This window comes from Corynebacterium sp. MSK073 (assembly GCF_030232085.1).
Lineage (GTDB): Bacteria > Actinomycetota > Actinomycetes > Mycobacteriales > Mycobacteriaceae > Corynebacterium.
The window spans coordinates 1-16,299 of sequence record NZ_JASPIY010000011.1; the positions used below are offsets into that span (position 1 = coordinate 1).

Genomic DNA, 16,299 nt, shown 5'->3' on the forward strand with positions numbered 1-16,299 from the left:
TGCATCCTGGTCAAATTTTCTTGGCATGTTCCAGATTTTCCCATCTACTCAAACGGAACAAAACCTGGGACACTTCATATCTCCTTTAAGTTACGTAGCCCTTAGCACTGTGGTTGTTGCTTCATGACTAGCCCTATATGTGCATTTTGAGACATATCCATGCTCATTGCCTTGATAATCAGTCTGCTCAACTGGGCCCTCCGGTCTTGTCATCAAGCAGCTACCCTGCAAAAGCGCAGGGATAAATTGGGTGCGATCTACTGTCTAAATGACCACTAAGAGTGCTCTTCCGCGATATCGCGCATGCAATTATTATTATTGAAATTATAACCGTTTCATGTCCTTCACAAGTACTCGCCTCGGACATGGCGGGATCCTCATCTCAAGGAGCACACCATGACCAGTCGTTCACCCGCACCGCCGCGGCACCGGTCCCAGTACGTTCTCTTGGCCGGCTTAGCCGTCTCGGTGGCCTATGCCGTCGTCCATATCGCGTTTTCTGATCCGGCCCTGATCGAAGGCACCGCACCCGCGCGCCTTTCCTTACGCAATTACCTTGGCCCAGTGCTGGGCTCTGGCATGGTGTGGGCATTATTTGCCTACCTCATGGGCAAGGCGTGCGCCCACCGGTGGAGATCGGCCTTTTTCGCAGGAGCCGGCATACTCTTGTTCATGTTGGCAGTGCACTACGCGCTGCTTTTCACCTTTGGTATCTACGACTGGCAGACGGCTTTTTCCTCTAATGCCACGTGGTTCCTCTTCGCCCTTATCGCCGGGCCACTTTTCGGCGTGGCGGGGGCTTTGTCCCACAGGTTCGGCTGGCTAGATTACGTTGCCGTGCTCGGCTTCGTGCTGGAGCCACTGATTACTGGGCTTATCCCAGGCAATAGTATCGAACCGCAGACCACGACCACCCCCGGATATCTTGCCGCGGTAACGCTGTGGATGATCGGTGCGGTTTTCCTCTACTGCGAACGCCGGGCTCCTATTAAGGGGTAGCCACATCCCCAGCGGCCCACCATCCGGGCATGCCATGGACCCCGGCCCCGGGCGCAGTGGAACTCGATGCCATGAATATTCCCGGCGCGAGCCGGTGCGGGTGCGCGGAGAGGCGCGGGCGCAGCACGGTCTGCAGCCCGGTCATGGCGCCACCGGCAATATCGCCACCCAACAGGTTGGGATTCCAGCGCTCCAGGTCAGCTGGGCTCGTCGCGCGGGTGGCCAGGATGGTATCGCGAAAACCGGGTGCGAAACGCTCGATCTGCCGCGCAATGAGGCCGGTCACCTCCCCCGGATAACGCTCCTCATAGCCATGCGGCACGTGCGCATAGGTCCACAGCACCAGCCCGCGCGAGGGGTCGGCCACGTACTGTTGGCACACCATGACCAGGGGATTTTCGGGCATGCGGCGCTTGCCGATATCCCTTTCTGCCCCACCAATCTCCTCCACGCTGCCGCCCACGTGGACGGTGCCCGCTTGGCCCACGCGGGGATCGGCCCACGGCACGGGTTCGCTTAAGTGAAAGTCGACCTTGTACACCGCGCTGCCATAGCGCCACCGCCGCAGGGATCGCTGGGTCCGGGCAGGAAGATCGAGCCCGCCCAGCCTAAGGATCTGGCGCGGGGTGAGGTTGAGGATCAGGGCATCGGCGCGGGGCAGGCTACGCACATCGGTGATGTCGGCGCCGGTGTGGATGCGGGCTTTGTGAGAGCGGAGGAGGGAGACGAGGGCATCGGCAAGCGCCTGCGTACCACCTTCCACCACTGGCCAGCCGCGGGTCATGCCGAGCGCGCCAAAGAGCAGGCCGAATGCGGAGGTAAAAGCCCTGGTAGGCGAGGTAATGGCGTGCACCGCGCTACCGGCGAATAAGGCACGCGCCTGCGGGGAAGTAAATGCCGCCCGCGCGAGCGCGCTCGCCGGGAGCACGCCCGGCGCGCCAAATTGCACCAAGCGGACCGCGTGCTCGGGCCAGCGCACCAGCGGGGTGAGCGCGTTGTTCACGTGTGCGTCGATATTGCGCACCACGTGGCCGTGCAGGCGGGTCCACGCCCGGGCATCGGTGCCGAGCCCCGCGGCGGTCTCCTCGAGGGAGGTGTGAAGAATGCCCGCCGGCGCGCCCTCTAGTGGATGGGCCATGGGATAGCGCGCATGGCGCCAGCGCAGGCCGTGCGATTCCAGATCCAGCGCGCGGAAGGCCGGGCTCGCGATGCCGAAGGGGTGGCCGGCCGCGCCGAGATCGACGATGGTGCCCGGGAAGATCTCCGTCGACGATGCCGCCGCCCCACCGGGCTTGCTGGCGCGCTCATACACATCCACACGCCAGCCGGCCGTGGCGAGGCGGGCCGCAGCGGTAAGCCCATTGGGCCCTGCGCCGACGATCACAGCGTGCGGTTGTTTATCCACAATCCTCCTTGTGCAGGTCAGTGGCCCCAATCTACCTATTCGCCCACACGATGGGTACAAAGTTATCCACAGGCTGTGGAAGAAACCTGTGGAATATTAATTTCACAGACTTATCCCCACCCTGTGGATAAGTGTTTTCACGGGCTTCCACAGGTGATTTTGCGGCCGTCGATACCGCTATAACCTGTGTGATCAGGGAAAACTCCGGAAAAGCGTTCGGTAAATTACAAGAATGTGGTTATCCACAATGTGGATAACTATTGTGGATTTCTTTCGCACACCCATTCCGGTGATCAAATTCCACAGTTATCCCCAAACCCCAGCTCGCAGGGCTAATAACACAATGATGACCGCAGCGGTGAGAGCGACACCCGCCCAGCGCACAGAATTGTTTCGATGGAAGAGGAACAAGCTCAAGATGATGCCGGTGCACAAGCCACCAAGATGCCCCCACAGGGAGACCCCCTCTGCGACGAAGGTATAGCCCACATTGACCAATACGAGGACGATGGGCGCGCGCAGATCCATCCCGCGTTGCCGGAAGACGCCCACCAGCATGCCCATCAGCGCAAAGATCGCCCCGGAGGCACCTACCGTGGGCGTGCCAAAATCGAACCACAGCACCATGGCGGAAGCGCCCAGACAAGAAACCAGATACGCGGCAATGTATAACCCGGTATCGAGGGCGCGCTCTACTTCCCTACCAATGAGCAGGAGCATCACCATATTGACCGCGAGGTGCCCGCCGTCCAAGTGCATGAATTCCGAAGACAGCACCGTAAGTGGCGCATCGGCGTACTGCGGTCCCCACAGGGCCCAGTCTTGGCTCAGCGTGGAGAGAAAGAAGGTCTCGCCCAAAGTTCGAGCTTGTACCGCGGTAATTGACCACGCGATGATGCAGATCGCGGCGATGGCCGAGGTAACGGGGGCGGTTCGCAAATAATTTTTCACCATGGCGTAGAAGCTGACCCTTTGTTGGCATTCGGATAAAACTAAACGAACCCGGCACCACAGCAAGGTGTGTGGTGCCGGGCGCGGAGCGAGGAAAACGCTTAGGCGATATCGATGGACTCGATGACAACGTCCTCGTGCGGACGGTCCATGCGGTCGGTGTCGACCTTGCCAATCTTGGAAACGACTTCCTGCGAAGCCGGGTCCGTAACCTCACCGAAGATGGTGTGGTGGTTGTTCAGGTGCGGGGTCGGCGCCACGGTGATGAAGAACTGGGAGCCGTTGGTGCCTGGGCCGGCATTCGCCATGGCCAGCAGGAATGGGCGGTCGAACTGCAGCTCTGGGTGGAACTCGTCCTGGAACTGGTAGCCCGGGCCACCGCGGCCGGTGCCGGTGGGGTCGCCGCCCTGAATCATGAAGTTATCGATGATGCGGTGGAAGATGGCGCCATCGTAGAACGGGCCGGACTGCTCGCCCTTTGCGTTCTGGGTGGAGTAGTCCTTTTCGCCCTTGGCCAAACCGATGAAGTTTTCAACGGTTACCGGTGCGTGGTTACCGAAGAGATCGATAACAATATCGCCGTAGTTGGTATGCATCGTTGCAGTTGCGGTCTTCTGAGTCATGCCAGCCATTGTAAAGAATTTACTTCCTCTCCGCTGTGCAAGACATAACGCTCTCAGCGATCGCGCCACCGTTTTCCCCTAGTCGGCCGACAGGGCTTGTCCCCCAAATAGCCAGCTAACCACGAGGGCACCGGGATCGATGACTCCCTTGCTGCGATCGCCCAGATAGGACGCGCGCCCCTTCTTGGCGGCAATCTTTCCGGTTTCTTCCACGCCCTCGCGCGCGGCCTCGTACAGGGCCTGGAGCGTTTGCTCGTCTGGGCGTTCTGCGCCGATTTCTTGCGCCTTCTCCGCGGCCGGAATGAGCGCATCGAGCATGGTGCAATCACCGCGCTGCGCGCCGCCCAGTTCTTGAATAAACTCCGCCGCGCTGCTCAAACCTTCTGCTAAAGTCTCCGCGCGGGCCATGTCGTTGAAGAAGCTGCCGAAGACCGCGCCCGAGGTTCCGCCCGCCAGGACGAGGAAGCGCTTGGCCAGGCCGGTGAAAATCTCATCATCCGCGCCGCGCAGCGGCAGTTTAATGCTTTCAAGCGCCGCCTCCATATTGGTACCGAAGTCCCCATCGCCGGCCTTGCGGTCAAGCTCGGTCAGCTCCTCGATAGAAGATTGCACGCGGTCAACGAAGTCACTCAACCACTGGTTCTCTTCGCCCTCGGTAGGCAGTTCATCCTCGAAGGTAATCCGCGCCGATTCCACCTGCTTGGCACCGCCCAAGGTATGGGGCCAGGCGGGGGCTTGGGTTGGGGCATCGATAAGCTCAAGCAGCTCATCGTCGGCCTTGAGCAACGTGATGGATACGCCGTGCATATTGACCGCGGTAACGAAGTTGCCCACCATGGAGCGCACTACCGTAATTCCTTTCTCCGCCAGCTGTGCAGACGCCTCGCCGAATACCAGGCTCAGTTCCAAAGGCGTGGTGCCGCCCAAACCGTTGACCAGGCACACCACCTCGTCGCCGCTGCTGATGTCGAGGGCAGCACTCAGCTTTTCCAGCACGGTGGCGACGATGGCATGGGCATTATCGACCTTTTCCGTGTGCGTGCCGGGCTCGCCGTGGATGCCCACGCCGACTTCCATGTGCCCGTCGTCCAAATCAAAGGTCTCGCGCCCCGTGGTGGGCAAAAAGCCGGATCCCAGTGCCACGGACATGCTGCGGGATTGATCGGAGGTACGTTCCGCAAGCTCGGTGACCTTATCCAGGTCATCGCCGCGATACGCCGCGGCACCGGCCACCTTTTCCACCAGGATCGTGGCACCGGTACCGCGCCGGCCGGGGCCCTCGCCGGTGCCTTCGGTAGCAATATCATCGGCAACCAAGACGGAACGCGTATCCACGGCCTCTGCTGCGTTGCGCGCCACGGTGAAGTTCATGACATCGCCGGTGTAGTTCTTCACAATGTGCAGCACTCCCCTGCCCTGGTCGGCCCACTGCGTGGCTTCGCTGACCTGGACCGCATTCGGGGAGGTAAAAAGCAGGCCCGGGCAGGCTGCGGCGAGCATGCCTTGCCCAATGAAGCCGGCGTGCATGGGCTCGTGGCCGGATCCGCCACCGGAGATGACCGCGACCGCCGGTTTATCATCTGCCGTACGCAGCGGGGTGCTGCGCCCGATGAAGCCCGCATCGTGCCAGGTGGCATCGGGATGCTGGGCGATGAACCCGGCCAGGGAATCAGACAGGAAGGATTCTTGGCTATTGCGAAATGCTGAGTGCTTCATAGCGCCCACGGTAATCCGGATCCGGCCATAGCGTCGCGGGTGGGTACAAGATCACGAAAACGCTATGCAGACCGGCTGCATAGCGTTTCCTTTAAGAACCTAGAATTTCGCAGATTCTATTTAGAGGGCGTTGCGCACCACATCGCGGGCTTCCACCATGTTGCGCAGGGAGGTTTCGGTCTCCTCGTAACCGCGGGTCTTCAGGCCGCAGTCCGGGTTAACCCACAGGCGGTCCAGCGGCACGTTCTTGAGTGCGGCGCGGATAAGCTCTGCCATTTCCTCCACGGAAGGCACGCGCGGGGAGTGGATATCGTAGATGCCAGGTCCAATCTCAGAGTGGAAGGTCTCATCGATATCCTCCAGCAGCTCCATGCGGGAACGTGCAGCCTCAATGGAGGTGACGTCTGCGTCCAGGCCGGCGACGGCGTCGATGATCTGGCCGAACTCCGAGTAGCACAGGTGGGTGTGGATCTGGGTGGTGGGCTTGGCCTCGAGGGCTACCAGGCGGAAGGAGCGCACTGCCCAGTCCAGGTAGGCCTTGCGGTCCTGCTCGCGCAGCGGCAGCAGCTCGCGCAGGGCTGGCTCATCGATCTGGATGATGTCGATGCCGGCTTCCTCCAGGTCGCGAACCTCATCTGCCAAGGCCACGCCCAGCTGGTCCGCGGATACGGACTGGTGCACGTCATCGCGGACGAAGGACCACGCCAGGATGGTGACCGGGCCGGTCAGCATGCCCTTGACGTGCTTTTCCGAAAGCGACTGTGCAAACTTCGACCACTCGGTGGTCATAGCAGCCGGGCGGGAGATGTCACCCACAACGATCGGCGGACGGGTACAGCGGGAACCGTAGGACTGTACCCAGCCGTTTTCGGTGGTGACGAAGCCATCGAGCAGCTCCGCGAAGTACTGCACCATGTCATTGCGCTCTGGCTCGCCGTGGACCAAGACGTCCAGGCCGAGGCGCTCCTGCAGCTCGATGACGGACTTAACCTCGTCCTTGAGGGCGGAGTTGTAGTCGGCATCAGAAAGCTCGCCCTTGCGGTGCGCCGCACGCGCCTGGCGGATTTCCTTGGTCTGCGGGAAGGAACCGATGGTGGTAGTCGGCAGCTCAGACAGGCCGAGCTCCTTCTGTGCTTCCTTGCGCTCATCGAAGGCCGGCTCGCGCTTGACCTCGCCTTCCGGCAGCTGGGAGATGCGCTCTTGCACGGCGGCGTTGTTGATGCGCTCGGACTCGGCGCGGGTACGAACAGCGCGGTCGCTGACGCTGTAAGCCTCTTCGGCTGCCTCTGGGCCTTGTACCAGGGCGACGACTTCCTTGACCTTTTCATTGGCGAAGGAGAACCATGGGGCGACATCGGCAGGCAGCTTGGATTCTGCCTCGACGGAGTGCGGCACGTGCTGCAAGGACACGGAGGTGGATACGGACAGCTCATCGATGCTGCCGGCCAGGTCCTCGTACTTGGAGCGCAGGTCGCGCAGGTTGGCGGCCCAGACATTGCGGCCATCGACAAGGCCGGCAACAACGTGGGTGTTCAGGTTCTTCACGCGCTCGAGGTAGCCCTCATCCAGGGCCAGGGTGCCAACAGAAAGGTCAACCTGGACGGCCTCTGGCTTGAGCTCTGCGATGACATCGAGGCCCTTGCGTGCAGAGCCGTACGGAGTGGTCAGGTAGACCTTTGGGCGCTCTTCTGCACCCAGGATGGCGGAGTATGCCTGCTTGGTATATGCAGCCAAGTCCTCATCGCTGGCGTTGGTCAGATCCGCCACGAGGGCAGGCTCTGCCAACTGGATCCACTCCACGCCAGCCTTGTGCAGCTCCGCCAGGACCTCCTGGTAGGCGGCAACGGCATCATCTAGGCGCTCGAGCGGGGCCTTGGCTGCACCCTCGGCCTGCTTGGACAGGGCCAACAGGGTAACCGGGCCAACGAGGTACGGGCGCACGGTGTGGCCTGCTTCGCGGGCTTCTTCTACCAGCTTGATAATGCGCTGTGGGTGCGCCTTAAAGGCGTGGTCATCGGCAATTTCCGGAACGATGTAGTGGTAGTTGGTGTCGAACCACTTGGTCATCTCCAGCGGCGCGGTGTCCTTATTACCGCGGGCCAGGGTGAACTCATCATCTAGGGTTTCACCGGCAACGGCACCGACGGTCAGTGCGGTTTCGAGCACCTGGTCGTAGTAAGCGACGTCCGCCGGGATGGCGTAATCCTCGGTCAGGCCGAGGTCGCGCAGGCGGTTGTAGGTATCGAGGCGCAGCGAGTGTGCGGCGGACTCGAAGGTCTCCGCATCGATGCGGCCGGCCCAGTAGGACTCGAGCGCGCGCTTCAACTCGCGGTTGGCGCCAATGCGGGGATAGCCCTCAATTGTCGCCTTGGGGAAATTAGCGTTGGTCATTGTCTACTCCGATTCGGGTTAGTAGGTCGTGAGTATTGTCGGGGTTGTTGTGGGTATATATATGGAGCCCGCTCGCCCCGCCAGCCACGATGTCGCGGGCTAGTTCGGCGGTCAGTTCCATGCCGGTTTCGTATTCTTCTTCTGGGGTTGTCGCTGCCGCGAGCGCCGACCGCACCCTTTCGGGCACGGCGAGCCCGGACAGCTCTCCCATTCGCTCCACCCGGCGCAGGCTGGTCATGGGCATGATTCCCGGAATAAGGGGAATATGCACCCCGGCCAGTTGGGCCTTTTTGGTAAAGCGCAGGTAATCCTGGGAGTCGAAGAATAGCTGGGTAATGGCGAAGTCCGCGCCGAGGCGCTGCTTTTTGAGCAAGACGTCAAAATCTTCATCTTCGTTTTTAGATTCAACGTGCCCGCTGGGATAGCACGCGACTCCGACGGCCAGGCGGCCAGCGGCGAATCGCGCGGCTTGCTGCCTTTCTAGTTGCCGGATGAGGCTTATCAATTCATCGGCATGCTGCGGATAGTGCTCCGGCAAGCCTTCCTCTGGCAGGTCCCCGCGCAGGGCCAGCAGGCCGCGGACACCGGCATCGACCAAGCGGTTAATCCAGCCGATAAGTTCCGTGCGCGAACCAGCCGTGCAGGCCAGGTGCGCAAGCGGACGCATCGAGGTGGTGCGCGAAATCCGCTCGATAAAGGCCGTCGTCCCTTCGAGCCAACCGGACCGTTTGGAACTTGTCACCGCAATATAATCCGGGTGGTAGCTTTCCAAGGTTTCCAGCAAACGGTCGATTTTGGCTTCATCGGCGTCATGGCGCGGCGGAATTACCTCGAAAGATAGCGCCAAACGCTCCGGTACCATTAGCTCTTCTTCACTCATGGAATCCAATGGTGCTGACGCCGAAAATCGCGGGCTCATAGTCACCTCCTTTTCCCGATCTCAATTGCTGTCTGGAGGAAAACGTACCAAGCTGTTCAGTTTGCGGGGTAGCGCGCCGCTAATGGTATTACCTTTGCAGGCCCATAAACAGCGCGGTTAGCCAAAATCGGCGTGAATATTAATCCACCAATCTGAACCAAGCGGTCTATTTTATGGGTGATTCCACTCCCTGAATCACCCGCCAAAACAGTGGTGGGGTGTCAAGCTGGCCACTATGCTGGATGGGAAAGGACAGATAAATCTCATCTAAGGAGCACCTGCACTCATGAACCCCACCGCAGTGAATATGGCGTTGAAGACCGGTTCCAATCTGTGGAAGCAATTACGCGATTACCGGCAAGAAAAGTCCCGCGAAACGTATACCGCGCTCGAAGAGGCTGCCCAGCAGATGCAAAAGGAAGACAATAGCGCCTTCGATGAGGCCCGCAAGCAGGCAGGCGCAGTTACCCAGGCCGCGCATTCCCGCCTCGAGCGCGCCCTAGAGGAATTCAATAACTACCGCGAGGATGCCGTCGAGCGTTTCGATGAGGCCAAGAAGGAAGCCACCAAGAAGGACAAGAAGTCTTCCAGGTTCTGGACCGTTGCCGGAATCGTTGCCCTGCTCGCCGCGGCAACCGGTGCGATTTACTACTGGCTGCGCTCCAATGACAAGCCTTCCCAGACCCCACCGCGCGTGGATGACTACCGCGGTGGCACCCAAAACACCGCCCCAGAATCCACCTTGGTCTACACCTCCACCAGCGAAGCTAAGCACGAAGCCGATTCGGACCTCGCCGAAGAGGGCGCTGTGCGCGATGAGGAACTCTTGGGTTCCATCGATGAGCAGCTGGCCAAGCACCGCGAGGAAGAAGAGGCCGCCGCGGAGGAAGCGGATACCACCCGCATCACCGATGATCACCAGAGTGAGGGCAAGCACCGCCTGCAATCTGACGAGCAGTAGTTCCTTTCGCACCCCCGCGGTGGGGGTGCAGTAGGCGTTGCCTAGATCTCATTGCTTTGCCTAATCAAAAATCTCCTGCTTGAATTCACCCATTAAGGCTTTCTACAAGGAGATAAACAATGAGCTTTGAGTCTCTCACCGTCAAGCTCAAAGACGGTTCAACGTACTATTTCCCCGCAGGCCCAGTAACCGATGATCCCTCCCCGCGCGTGGATAACCTCCGCTTTGCCATCGATAACGGCGCTACCTTCCGCTCCGTTGACGAATCCGGTGAAATGCGCGAATTCAACGGCGCGGACGTGCATAACTACCACTTGGCTTAACTAGCCCGGCGGATTCTTCATATATCCTGGGGATTATGGAAATTCGCGCGACACAAGAATCTGATCGCACTTATATAGCTCGCCTCAACTTCCTGACCGATACCTTCGGCGATGAACGAGGCGAGCTTTCTTCCGGTTTTGCCGACGATTTTTCCTTCTACGTGGAAAATTGGGAGCCCAACCAGGGAGGTTTCATCGCTTGGGAGGACCTCGTGCCCGCCGGCGGTGTGTGGCTCAATTGGGGCACCGAGGACAATCACGGTTACGGGTTCGTGGAACCGGCCATCCCAGAATTTGCCATCGCGGTAGAAAGCCGCTTTGCGGGCCAGGGCATTGCCACCGCGCTTATCGATGCCGCCATTTCCCTCGCCCAGACCCTCAAAGCGCCCGGCATTTCCTTAGCCGTCCACCCCGATAATCCGCGTGCGCAGGGACTTTATGAACGCTTGGGATTCGAGCATGTAGGTGTGTACGCCGAGCATTACATCATGGTCAAGCGCTTTTTATAGCCCTATGCATGACTAAAGTCCGGATTCTTTAACCAGAATCCGGACTTTTCCTGTGGAGCATAGGAGAATCGAACTCCTGACCTTCTGCTTGCAAAGCAGATGCTCTACCAATTGAGCTAATGCCCCAGTGGCTTGTACTCTACTACTGCAGCCGCTCATTCCAAAAATGCCGAAGACACCGCGGCACAGTGATGTACTTCTATCACATTTATCACACGCGTTTAATCCATAATTCCCTTCGCAGTGGAGTAGGCTGGCTAATCGTGCCCATCTGTCCTCGTTCCTAGGAAAAGTATGCGTCGTCTTCTTACCTCCGCGCTCACCGTGCTTGCCACCGCTGCCCTTCCCGCCTGCGCCAATGCGCAATTCCTCGAAGGCACCCCAAAAGTAGCCGGGTCCTCAGAACCAAATATCCAGTCCGCGGTTTCTGAGATTCAGACCGATATTCAAAGCCGCATCGACAGCACCCGCGCGCAGGCACAAGATCTTGTTTCCTCGGTAGCACCACAAGACGAGCCGCAGAATGAGGCTGCACCCGCACCGGATCCCCAGGCTGGGGCCGCACCGCAACCAGCCCCGCAGCCACAGGCTAACGGCGTCGATTGCCCGAATTGCGTGGCCCTGACCTTTGACGATGGCCCAAGCCCTTATACCAACCAGCTCTTGGATACCTTTAAGGCGAAAAACGCCCACGCCAGCTTCATGGTGCTAGCGGATCACGCCTACCAGTACCCCCAAGCGCTCCAGCGCATGCAGGCAGAAGGTCATACCATTGGCAATCACACCAAGACCCATCGCCAGCTCAACCAGTTAGCTTACGGCGATATTGCCCAAGAAATCGACGCCGGCAATGCGGCGATCCGCAATGCCACCGGGCAGAATCCAAAGTGGCTGCGCCCGCCCTACGGTGCCACCAATGAAACGGTTGACCAGGTAGCCAGGGATAAGGGCTTGTCGCAGGCCCTATGGAACGTGGATACCTTGGACTGGAAGATCCGCGACTCGCAGCACGTCTGCAATGCCGCCGTCCAGGATGCTAACCCAGGCTCCATCGTCTTGATGCACGATATTCACCCGACCACCGTCAATGCGGCCGAGTGCATTATCGATGGCCTGCGCGCCAAGGGCTTGGAGCCGGTCAGCCTCGATGAGTTGCTGCGCACCCCGGTAGACGGAAAGCGCTACTACTCCCGTTAATGATTGATTTCTCCCACACTGCTGATGTCGTAGCCCCGCAGCTCCTTGGCTGCGTCATTACGCACGCCGGGGTGAGCATTCGCCTTACGGAAGTCGAGGCCTATTTGGGCACGGACGATGCCGCCGCCCATACCTTTCGTGGGAAAACCCCGCGCAATGCCGCCATGTTCGGCCCACCGGGCCGACTGTACGTGTATGCCTCTTACGGCATCCACCGCAATGTCAATATCGTGTGCGCGCCCGAAGGCGTGGGCCAAGGGTGCCTACTGCGCGGCGGTGAGGTGCTATCCGGGATCGATACCGCCTTTGCACGCCGCGGCACCAGCGATTTTCATAATCTAGCCCGCGGCCCTGGGAACCTCGGTAAAGCTCTTGGAGCAACGCTGGAGGATAACCACCTACCAGTGCAGCTTTCTGAGCGCGAGTCTGCACCGGAATGGGTGCGCGGCCCGCGCATTGGTATTTCCAAAAACCAGGAAGCGGCCCTGCGGTTTTGGATTCCCTTTGATAAGACCGTCTCCGGCCGCCGCGGCTATCCCAAAAATAATTAATAGCGCCCGCCGTAGCGCTCATCGGCTTCGATGGCTTTGATGATGCGCTCATTAATTTGGGTCATTTGATGGATCTGCGCGCGGGTCAGGTTATCGATAACGGATCGGCGGGCCTGCTTAGCGTGGCCCGGGGCGGTTTCTACTACCTTGTCCCAGCCGCTATCGGTAAGGTGCGCCATCGTCGTCCGCCCATCATTGGGACAAGGACGCCGCACGACCCAGCCCTGGCGCTCCAAACGGGTAACAACCTGGCTCAGACGGGACAAGGAGCCGTTTGCGGTGATGGCGAGGTCTCGCATGCGCATCTCATGGTTCTCGGCCTCTGATAGCCGTGAGAGCACCGTATATTCAAAGAAGCTTAGCTTGGCATCATCGCGCAGCTGCGCGTCTAGAATATTGGTGAGCCGGACATTCACGCTCATCAGGGACATGAATGCTGCTAGTTCATCCTCTTCCAGCCAAAAGTCGTCCCGCTCGGTCATGAGGATTATTTTAGCAACTGGACTTCAATTCTAAAATAATCCCAAGTAGCCGGAGCCCGTCCCACTTATTCGAACTTGGTCTCCTCCACCTAGTGGCTGGTGGGTGCCAAGCGAGCTGGGTCCAATTCAATCCGGCGCAGCAACTGCGCGTTGAATGCCACCACGATGGTCGATAGCGACATCAATACCGCGCCGGCCGCCGGGGAGAGCACGACACCGATGGGTGCGAGTACGCCTGCCGCCAAGGGCACGGCAATGATGTTGTAGCCAGATGCCCAAATAAGGTTCTGGATCATCTTGCGGTAGCTAGCGCGCGACAAGGTGATCATCGAAAGCACCGACCGCGGGTCGTCGCTGGCGAGCACCACCTCGGCGGATTCCATGGCGACATCGGTGCCGGCGCCAATGGCGATGCCGACTTCCGCGCGGGCCAAGGCTGGGGCGTCGTTGACGCCATCGCCAACCATGGCCACGGCTAGACCGCGCTCCTGTAATTCGGTGACCTTGGAGTCCTTGTCCTGCGGCAGGACTTCGGCAAAGACCTCGTCAATACCCAATTCTTCGCCAACGGCCTCGGCGACCTGCGTGGCATCGCCAGTGATCATCGCAACCTTGACGCCCTGCTCTTGGAGGGCCTGTACGGCCGCGCGGGATTCGGGACGAACCTTGTCTTCAACCGCGAGAGCGCCGATTATCTGACCATCGCGCACGACGTGCAGGACACCCGCGCCGCGTTGGGACCACTCTTCAACCTGCGCATCAAACACCCCAGGGGTGGCAAGCTCTAGCTCGCGCAGCATATTCGGTCCACCGACGAGGACCTCTGCCCCATCGACGGTGGCCTTGATTCCCCGGCCGGCGGCCGCACTGAAATCGGTGCTGTGCAGCTGCTCCTGAGATGCTTCCGCGTGGTCTTCGGCTGCCTTGACGATGGCGCGGGCCAATGGGTGTTCACTATCGGCCTCGGCCGCGGCGGCCACTGCTAGCAGCTGCCCCTCGCTGATGTCCTCAACGGTTGCAACACCGGTAACGGCATGAGCGCCTTCGGTCAGGGTACCGGTCTTATCGAAGAGGACGGCGTCGATGGTGCGCATGCGCTCCAACGCCAAACGTTCCTTGATGAGTACCCCAGACTGTGCGGCCTGCTCGGTAGAGATCGCAATGACCAGTGGGATAGCCAAACCGAGGGCGTGGGGGCAAGCGATGACGAGCACGGTAACGGTGCGCACCACGGCGTCGCTTGGGCTCCCGATAATGGCCCAGACCACCGCAGTAATGAGGGCTGCGATTAGCGCAAACCAGAAGAGCAACGCTGCGGCGCGATCGGCAAGGGCTTGGGCGCGGGAGGAGGATTCCTGCGCCTCGGCGACCATGCTTTGGATACCGCCCAGGGCCGTATCTCCTCCGATGGCTTCTACCTGGACGCGGACGGTGTTGTCGGTGGCCACCGTACCGGCGACCACGCGCTCACCTTTATCGCGGAAGACTGGGCGGGATTCACCGGTGATCATGGATTCATCGAATTCGGCTGAGCCTTTAACAATGGTGCCATCGGCAGGCGCCCGCGCTCCAGCGCGGACCAGTACTATGTCATCCACCGCCAGCTCAGAGACTGGCACGGTGTGGGCCTGCCCATCGATGATCTTCTCGGCTTCGTCAGGCAAAAGTTCTGCTAAGGCGTCCAAAGCGGAGGAGGCCGCGCCGAGTGCACGCATCTCCAACCAGTGGCCCAGCAGCATAATGACGACCAGGAGGGCCAGCTCCCACCAGAAATCTAGGTCGAATCCTCCAATCCCCAAGGTGGTGACCCATGAGGCGACGAACGCCACGGTAATAGCCATGGCGATAAGCAGCATCATCCCGGGCTGGCGGGATTTCAGTTCCGACCAGCCGCCTTGCAGGAACGGCGTGCTGCCATAAATGAAGATGATGGTGCCAAGCACCGGGGGAATCCAGGATGAACCATTGAATTCGGGTACGCCGTAGCCGAGCAATTCTGCGACCATAGGGCTGAAGATGACGACCGGTACCGATAGCAGCAGCGACCACCAGAAGCGGCTGCGGAACATCGCCGCGTGATCGCCGTGTCCGTGCCCATGGCCGTGGCCATGCCCGTGCTCGTGGCCATGACCTTGATGGTCACCGTGAGAGTGCCCTTCGTGGCCGCCATGATCTGTGTGTTGCGTATGATCCGCTCCCGCGGCCTGGTGAGCACCGGAATGCTCACTGTGTTGGTGGGAAGTACTCATGAAGTTCCTTTCTTCTCCTCCCTGCACCAAGAGGAGTTCTAGCGTCGGTGGAACACAGTGATGGTTACTCTCCCCACCATATACCCCGGGGAGGTATATTTACAGAACGGAAGGAGCCATTCTCGTATAAGAGGCGAAGTGGAGCTGCCGAGATGGCCACCCAGCTTAAACGGGCCTAGCCCCCGGAAAGTGGACACGGCGCGGTCAGCCCGACCCCATCAGCTCGGTTATTCTTCAACGTCATTGCAGATGAACTCGACAGAGAAACGGTCCCGGCATTTAGCGATGAACCGGATCATAACGGAGGCTTTGGGCCCAGTTCTGGGAAGTTTCCTGCACGATGGGCCTCCTGCGCCCATTGCCAGGCTGTGTGCCATGAAACGCCGAGCTTCGGGGCTTACTGCCTAACATGCTCTTCCAGCAAGATGCGATCTTCCACAAGTGGGACACTTCAGGTTTCACCTACCGTTTTCGCCTACTCAAAGTGGAAGAAAGAGGCAAAGAAACGACATATGGGGCACTCCATTTTAGTTGGAGTGCCCCATGTTGGCTTTAAAGAGGAACTTTAGTCCTCATCACCCGAAAACTTCTTTCTCATTGTCCAATCTATCCAGAACCAAATGCAGAACAAGATGAGACCGATCACCGTTCTAGGGACGACATCTAAGTCAAAAACGATTCCGAGAAATAGTCCCAGAAGGACCAATGAAGCAAAAAATACAGCCCACGATACTCGTGAATTATATTTTTTGGATTTTAGCTTCTGCATTCATGCCCTCCAACTGGATGCGGACGATCTCCCATGTATGGTGCAATCTTAAGCTGATAGCAGGTGTTGTGGTCGTATTCAGCGAATGCGGGTTAAGGGACAGAATGTGTGTCCGGATGTGCGTCGGTAGCTAGGTTGACCAGTCGCAACGAGGATTCCGCTCTAGGCGGTGAGGCGCAGCGCGGGGTCTGGGCGCGAAATCCACGTATCTGGCTGAGAATGTGGTACCCGACGGGGTAGGCAGCAAACTAACC

The 16,299-nt window shown here is 59.6% G+C and carries 15 protein-coding genes and 1 tRNA gene; 7 read left to right on the forward strand and 9 right to left on the reverse strand.

The window, feature by feature from the left end; translation table 11 throughout:
• Positions 1-396: 396 nt before the first annotated feature.
• Positions 397-999 (forward strand): hypothetical protein, encoded by a 603-nt coding sequence (locus QP970_RS08260; protein WP_239270127.1) that lies wholly within the window; start codon positions 397-399, stop codon positions 997-999.
• On the opposite strand, the gene QP970_RS08265 is transcribed toward QP970_RS08260, so the two are convergent.
• The 6 genes from QP970_RS08265 to QP970_RS08290 all read right to left on the reverse strand — a co-directional run bounded on the left by QP970_RS08265 (position 989) and on the right by QP970_RS08290 (position 9,004).
• Positions 989-2,404, reverse strand: coding sequence for a phytoene desaturase family protein (locus QP970_RS08265; RefSeq protein ID WP_239270126.1), 1,416 nt, complete (start codon positions 2,402-2,404; stop codon positions 989-991). The two genes, QP970_RS08260 and QP970_RS08265, sit on opposite strands and share 11 nt — an antisense overlap.
• A gap of 306 nt (positions 2,405-2,710) precedes the next feature.
• Positions 2,711-3,358, reverse strand: a complete 648-nt coding sequence (locus QP970_RS08270; RefSeq protein WP_239270125.1) for a rhomboid family intramembrane serine protease — start codon at positions 3,356-3,358, stop codon at positions 2,711-2,713.
• 98 nt (positions 3,359-3,456) lie between these two features.
• Entirely contained in the window at positions 3,457-3,987 is a 531-nt protein-coding gene (locus tag QP970_RS08275; protein ID WP_005280498.1) for a peptidylprolyl isomerase, read from the reverse strand.
• 69 nt (positions 3,988-4,056) lie between these two features.
• A complete protein-coding gene (locus QP970_RS08280) occupies positions 4,057-5,694 on the reverse strand; it encodes a dihydroxyacetone kinase family protein (RefSeq protein WP_239270124.1) in 1,638 nt (545 codons plus the stop codon).
• 120 nt (positions 5,695-5,814) lie between these two features.
• Positions 5,815-8,085 carry a 5-methyltetrahydropteroyltriglutamate--homocysteine S-methyltransferase gene (metE, locus tag QP970_RS08285; protein WP_239270123.1) on the reverse strand — a complete coding sequence of 757 codons (2,271 nt, stop codon included), beginning with the start codon at positions 8,083-8,085 and terminating at the stop codon, positions 5,815-5,817.
• Positions 8,072-9,004: a methylenetetrahydrofolate reductase gene (locus QP970_RS08290; protein WP_239270122.1), complete on the reverse strand. Its 933-nt coding sequence runs from the start codon at positions 9,002-9,004 to the stop codon at positions 8,072-8,074. The genes metE and QP970_RS08290 overlap by 14 nt, the downstream gene beginning before the upstream one ends.
• A 286-nt stretch (positions 9,005-9,290) precedes the next feature.
• On the opposite strand from QP970_RS08290, the gene QP970_RS08295 reads away from it, so the two are divergent.
• From QP970_RS08295 to QP970_RS08305, 3 genes are all read left to right on the forward strand, one after another.
• Positions 9,291-9,965, forward strand: coding sequence for a hypothetical protein (locus QP970_RS08295; RefSeq protein WP_239269550.1), 675 nt, complete (start codon positions 9,291-9,293; stop codon positions 9,963-9,965).
• A gap of 119 nt (positions 9,966-10,084) precedes the next feature.
• Positions 10,085-10,288: a hypothetical protein gene (locus tag QP970_RS08300; protein WP_005276046.1), complete on the forward strand. Its 204-nt coding sequence runs from the start codon at positions 10,085-10,087 to the stop codon at positions 10,286-10,288.
• Positions 10,289-10,323: 35 nt separating this feature from the next.
• The gene (locus tag QP970_RS08305; protein ID WP_005276043.1) at positions 10,324-10,797 is read left to right on the forward strand and encodes a GNAT family N-acetyltransferase; all 474 of its coding nucleotides are present in this window, start codon (positions 10,324-10,326) and stop codon (positions 10,795-10,797) included.
• A 53-nt stretch (positions 10,798-10,850) separates the two neighbouring features.
• Here QP970_RS08305 and QP970_RS08310 read toward each other — a convergent pair.
• Positions 10,851-10,923: transfer RNA gene (locus QP970_RS08310), tRNA-Ala, on the reverse strand.
• A gap of 168 nt (positions 10,924-11,091) precedes the next feature.
• Here QP970_RS08310 and QP970_RS08315 point away from each other — a divergent pair.
• Positions 11,092-11,994: a polysaccharide deacetylase family protein gene (locus QP970_RS08315; protein ID WP_239269551.1), complete on the forward strand. Its 903-nt coding sequence runs from the start codon at positions 11,092-11,094 to the stop codon at positions 11,992-11,994.
• Positions 11,994-12,545 carry a DNA-3-methyladenine glycosylase gene (locus QP970_RS08320; protein ID WP_239269552.1) on the forward strand — a complete coding sequence of 184 codons (552 nt, stop codon included), beginning with the start codon at positions 11,994-11,996 and terminating at the stop codon, positions 12,543-12,545. The genes QP970_RS08315 and QP970_RS08320 overlap by 1 nt, the downstream gene beginning before the upstream one ends.
• On the opposite strand, the gene QP970_RS08325 is transcribed toward QP970_RS08320, so the two are convergent.
• Together QP970_RS08325 and QP970_RS08330 are read right to left on the reverse strand one after the other, a co-directional pair.
• Positions 12,542-13,027, reverse strand: a complete 486-nt coding sequence (locus QP970_RS08325; protein WP_005276035.1) for a MarR family winged helix-turn-helix transcriptional regulator — start codon at positions 13,025-13,027, stop codon at positions 12,542-12,544. The genes QP970_RS08320 and QP970_RS08325 overlap by 4 nt on opposite strands.
• A gap of 89 nt (positions 13,028-13,116) precedes the next feature.
• A complete protein-coding gene (locus QP970_RS08330) occupies positions 13,117-15,096 on the reverse strand; it encodes a heavy metal translocating P-type ATPase (RefSeq protein ID WP_350309410.1) in 1,980 nt (659 codons plus the stop codon).
• Between the two features lie 6 nt (positions 15,097-15,102).
• On the opposite strand from QP970_RS08330, the gene QP970_RS11700 reads away from it, so the two are divergent.
• Positions 15,103-15,318 carry a hypothetical protein gene (locus QP970_RS11700; RefSeq protein WP_349819933.1) on the forward strand — a complete coding sequence of 72 codons (216 nt, stop codon included), beginning with the start codon at positions 15,103-15,105 and terminating at the stop codon, positions 15,316-15,318.
• The last annotated feature ends 981 nt before the right edge of the window (positions 15,319-16,299 follow it).

Bases quoted from the DNA above. Each gene is read 5' to 3' on its own strand.
- QP970_RS08260 (WP_239270127.1), top strand. From the start codon at position 397: ATGACCAGTCGTTCACCCGCACCGCCGCGGCACCGGTCCCAGTACGTT.
- QP970_RS08270 (WP_239270125.1), bottom strand. From the start codon at position 3,358: ATGGTGAAAAATTATTTGCGAACCGCCCCCGTTACCTCGGCCATCGCC.
- QP970_RS08275 (WP_005280498.1), bottom strand. From the start codon at position 3,987: ATGGCTGGCATGACTCAGAAGACCGCAACTGCAACGATGCATACCAAC.
- QP970_RS08280 (WP_239270124.1), bottom strand. From the start codon at position 5,694: ATGAAGCACTCAGCATTTCGCAATAGCCAAGAATCCTTCCTGTCTGAT.
- metE (WP_239270123.1), bottom strand. From the start codon at position 8,085: ATGACCAACGCTAATTTCCCCAAGGCGACAATTGAGGGCTATCCCCGC.
- QP970_RS08290 (WP_239270122.1), bottom strand. From the start codon at position 9,004: ATGAGCCCGCGATTTTCGGCGTCAGCACCATTGGATTCCATGAGTGAA.
- QP970_RS08295 (WP_239269550.1), top strand. From the start codon at position 9,291: ATGAACCCCACCGCAGTGAATATGGCGTTGAAGACCGGTTCCAATCTG.
- QP970_RS08300 (WP_005276046.1), top strand. From the start codon at position 10,085: ATGAGCTTTGAGTCTCTCACCGTCAAGCTCAAAGACGGTTCAACGTAC.
- QP970_RS08305 (WP_005276043.1), top strand. From the start codon at position 10,324: ATGGAAATTCGCGCGACACAAGAATCTGATCGCACTTATATAGCTCGC.
- QP970_RS08315 (WP_239269551.1), top strand. From the start codon at position 11,092: ATGCGTCGTCTTCTTACCTCCGCGCTCACCGTGCTTGCCACCGCTGCC.
- QP970_RS08320 (WP_239269552.1), top strand. From the start codon at position 11,994: ATGATTGATTTCTCCCACACTGCTGATGTCGTAGCCCCGCAGCTCCTT.
- QP970_RS08325 (WP_005276035.1), bottom strand. From the start codon at position 13,027: ATGACCGAGCGGGACGACTTTTGGCTGGAAGAGGATGAACTAGCAGCA.
- QP970_RS08330 (WP_350309410.1), bottom strand. From the start codon at position 15,096: ATGTTCCGCAGCCGCTTCTGGTGGTCGCTGCTGCTATCGGTACCGGTC.